Source organism: Ketobacter sp. GenoA1, assembly GCF_003671475.1.
Taxonomy (GTDB): Bacteria; Pseudomonadota; Gammaproteobacteria; order Pseudomonadales; family Ketobacteraceae; genus Ketobacter.
The window spans coordinates 1-3,232 of sequence record NZ_RCHM01000034.1 but is presented as its reverse complement, the minus strand read 5'-3'; the positions used below and the strand labels follow the sequence as shown (position 1 = coordinate 3,232).

Below are 3,232 nucleotides of genomic sequence, written 5' to 3'. Positions count from 1 at the left end.
GGGGTTCTAGGGATTTTCCGTCCAAAAACGACAAAGTGCTCTGGAAGCCCCGCCATCTATGGCCTCCAGAGGGGTATTACTTTTCGCTGACGGGCAAATATCCCTCGATTGAGCACATCAGCTCCTCTAGATCTGGCAATTTTTCGCTCAATTCGAAATGGTAAGTGCCCTTTAGGTTAATGTTATGCCAGGCCACTGGGGAGGCCTGTTTGACGATTCCTATTCTATGGGTGTCTCCATGGTATTCGAAGCTGGTCAGCAGCTGACTGAGTATCCTGGAGTTGAAATAGATGATGGCATTGGTGACTAGACGAGCGCACTCATTCCATAGCTGGATTTCTTCGTCTGAACTGCCCCGAAACTGATCCCCATTTACGCTGCTCACTGCCCTACGCAGTTGGTGATAGGCCTCTCCACGATTCAGCGCGCGCTGAACATAATTACGTAAACTGGCATCATCGATGTAGCACAGTAAATAGTTCGCTTTCACTAAGCGGTTGTATTCAGTCAGGGCTTCCAGCAACGGGTGATTGTGCTTGTATCCCGAGAGCTTTCTCACCAAGGTGGCTTGTGTTGTTTTCCGTTGTTTAAGCGATACTGCGATCCGTTGGATGGTATCCCAGTGCTGCGCAATTCGATGCGTGTTAATGGGCTTTTTCAAGCGTAGCTGTATTCTATGGTCTTTGTCTTCCTTGACATCAAACATGTCATTGATCACTTTACCAACCTGGGCATAGCGCGGGGCAAATTGGTATCCGAACAGATCGAGCAACGCGAAATTCACATGGTTCACACCATGGGTATCGGTTGAGAGCACATCCGGAATAATGTCTGACGTATTGCTCATCAACAAATCAAAGATGTAGTGAGATTCATGCTCGTTGGCGCCAATTACCCTGGCATTAATGGCGGTATGATTGGCGATTAGGCTCATAGCAGAAACGCCTTTTTGTGTACCGAAGTATTTCGACGAGTAACGGGTTTTGAACGTCTCGCGCCGGGCTCCGAACTTTTGGCCGTCGGCACTTGCGTGTAAAACATCCTCCTGGATGTTGTAGTGTCTGAAGATGGGCAGCTTGGCGGTCGCGTTATTGATGTTGTCGTTGGCATCATTCAAGGTTTCCAAACGTAGGTAGTTTGCCTGGATGGTGCTGAGCTGATCATAGGTACGATCAGAGATCTGTGCCATACCGTAAATGCCTTGATTGGTTGCATTGCCGACCAGAATTGCCAACAAATCATATTCATGGGAACGGCTTCTGGATTGGGAACCCAGCACATGCGCGAAGCAGTCTATGAAGCCGGTGTCACGATCCACCATGCGCAGTACATCCGCGACACCCGTTGTAGGGATTTGCTGGAAGAAGGGATTGTTGACCAGATGATGTTTGCTGGCCGAAGGTAAGCGCCAGAAGTGTTTACCCTGCGGATTGCGCAAGATGATATTCCGGTTGTCTTCCTGTTCAAGATATTCACCGACCTCGAATAAACGGGTATCCAATTCAGTGGCCATCTGCTTTAGAAGTTTCTCAGGCTCTTTGGCCAAATCGGTTAGCTGGCTCTGTTGCAGCAGCGTATATTTATGTTTTCGCCAATGCTCCCCGTCGATCAGATCAGCATCAAGCGCCCGGTATTTAATGACTTCAGGCAGTGTTAGTTGGCCATTCAGGCGATCAGGAATCTGCTGATAGAGGAACCACTCATAACGATCTAACAGGATGTTACCGTCACGATCCAGCAGGTATTCGTGTACTTTTTTCGGTAGAAACCGGATATCGGCGGTTTGCAATTGGGCTAGGGTGTCGAGTTCGCCTTGTGCTTTCGCCAAGGCAGTCGCTAAGTGCTGAGTGCCATCGCTGCCTTCAAAGCGCAGACATCGAAATAACTCTCGCAGTGAACCTTTACGCAGGCTTTCTTTCTCGTCGTAGTATTGCCACATGGCTTCATCGACCGATCGCCGCTGCTCGTTCAAGAAGAGACATACCGATTCCAGATCCTTTTTGGCCAGGAGGTTCAGTGCTTTTTGTCTTACTGTTGCAAACGGTAGTTGCAGATCAATTTCGTCATCAATGAATAGATGGAGGACTTCGGCCGCCTTGCTGACATTTTTGGCCGCTTTTTGCCAATCCTGATACACCGCTTCCTTTGCGTACTCCTTTGCCTTCTGTTTGGTCTGCCTGACATGATGCACAAGACCATCGGCAATACGTTCAAGTGCTTGTTGCCATCGCGTTTGCAGATAGCACAACAAATACAGCCGTTGGTTGCCTATGGTTTGCCGTTTCAGTTTGGCGCCGTAGTAGTCGACTTTCTCCGCTAGGTGTTGTTGATTTTTCTGCGACAGTGAAAGCATGCTCAAGAGCAGGTCCACTTCTGGCATCCAATGCTGGATGTTGCGATAGACAACCAGTTCTTTCTCAAGTTCGGTTCCAGTGAAGTTACGAGCCGATTGTCGCAACTGCCGGAACGGTAGTGCACCTTCGCCGTTTACGAGATCCGCCAGTGCATGCTTAAGATCTTGTGACATTGCACGCTCAAGGCGGTTGGCCATGTCTTCCTGTTCATCTCCCACCACTTGACTGATGATCTTTTGCAGCGTGCTGTAGGCAGGGATCGCTATCTTCTGTCTCGAACAATACTCAATGGCCGCATCGAAGAGGTGTCTTGGAGCCGTCCAGGCTCTGGCTTGCTGGGATAAGTAGGCGCTCAACGCAGCTCCGTGGTCTTTGGCATTCCAGCGCTGGTAGTTGCAGAGTTGGAAAATACGTTGGTAAATCCGCTCGTTCTCTTTTGGCGTGAGATTAAAGGGTCTACAGCCCGGCCCTGGTAGAACGGTTTGATAAACGTATTTGAGATCCTGCTTGATCTGGTGGAAACCGGGATGAAGCACCGCCGGCTTGGCCTTGAAATAGCCCAGCAGTACAACCAGCATGTAGCGCTGACCCCGGTGACGTAGGCTTGTAGCGATCGCCAGTTCCTTATCGTTCAGCGAGAAAAAGAAGCGTTGGTCTGCTGAGGTGAAAGCGGGAGGTCCATAAAACTGTTCTTGTTCTGCCTCGGACAAGATTTGAACACGTTCTTCGAATGCCATGGATTTAGCCTAAAAAGGCCAAATCTTACCCAATCAGAGCCAAAATAGGGATATGGAAAAAGTAATACCCCTCTGGAGGCCATAGATGGCGGGGCTTCCAGAGCACTTTGTCGTTTTTGGACGGAAAATCCCTAGAACCCC

The 3,232-nt window shown here is 49.4% G+C and carries 1 protein-coding gene; it reads right to left on the bottom strand.

Features of this window, described 5'->3' with window-relative positions:
• Positions 1-76 precede the first annotated feature (76 nt).
• The gene (locus D9N13_RS14045) at positions 77-3,091 is read right to left on the bottom strand and encodes a Tn3 family transposase (RefSeq protein ID WP_290591360.1); all 3,015 of its coding nucleotides are present in this window, start codon (positions 3,089-3,091) and stop codon (positions 77-79) included.
• Positions 3,092-3,232 lie beyond the last annotated feature (141 nt).

Excerpts from the sequence above, each read along its gene's own strand:
- D9N13_RS14045 (WP_290591360.1), bottom strand. The coding sequence starts at position 3,091 with ATGGCATTCGAAGAACGTGTTCAAATCTTGTCCGAGGCAGAACAAGAA.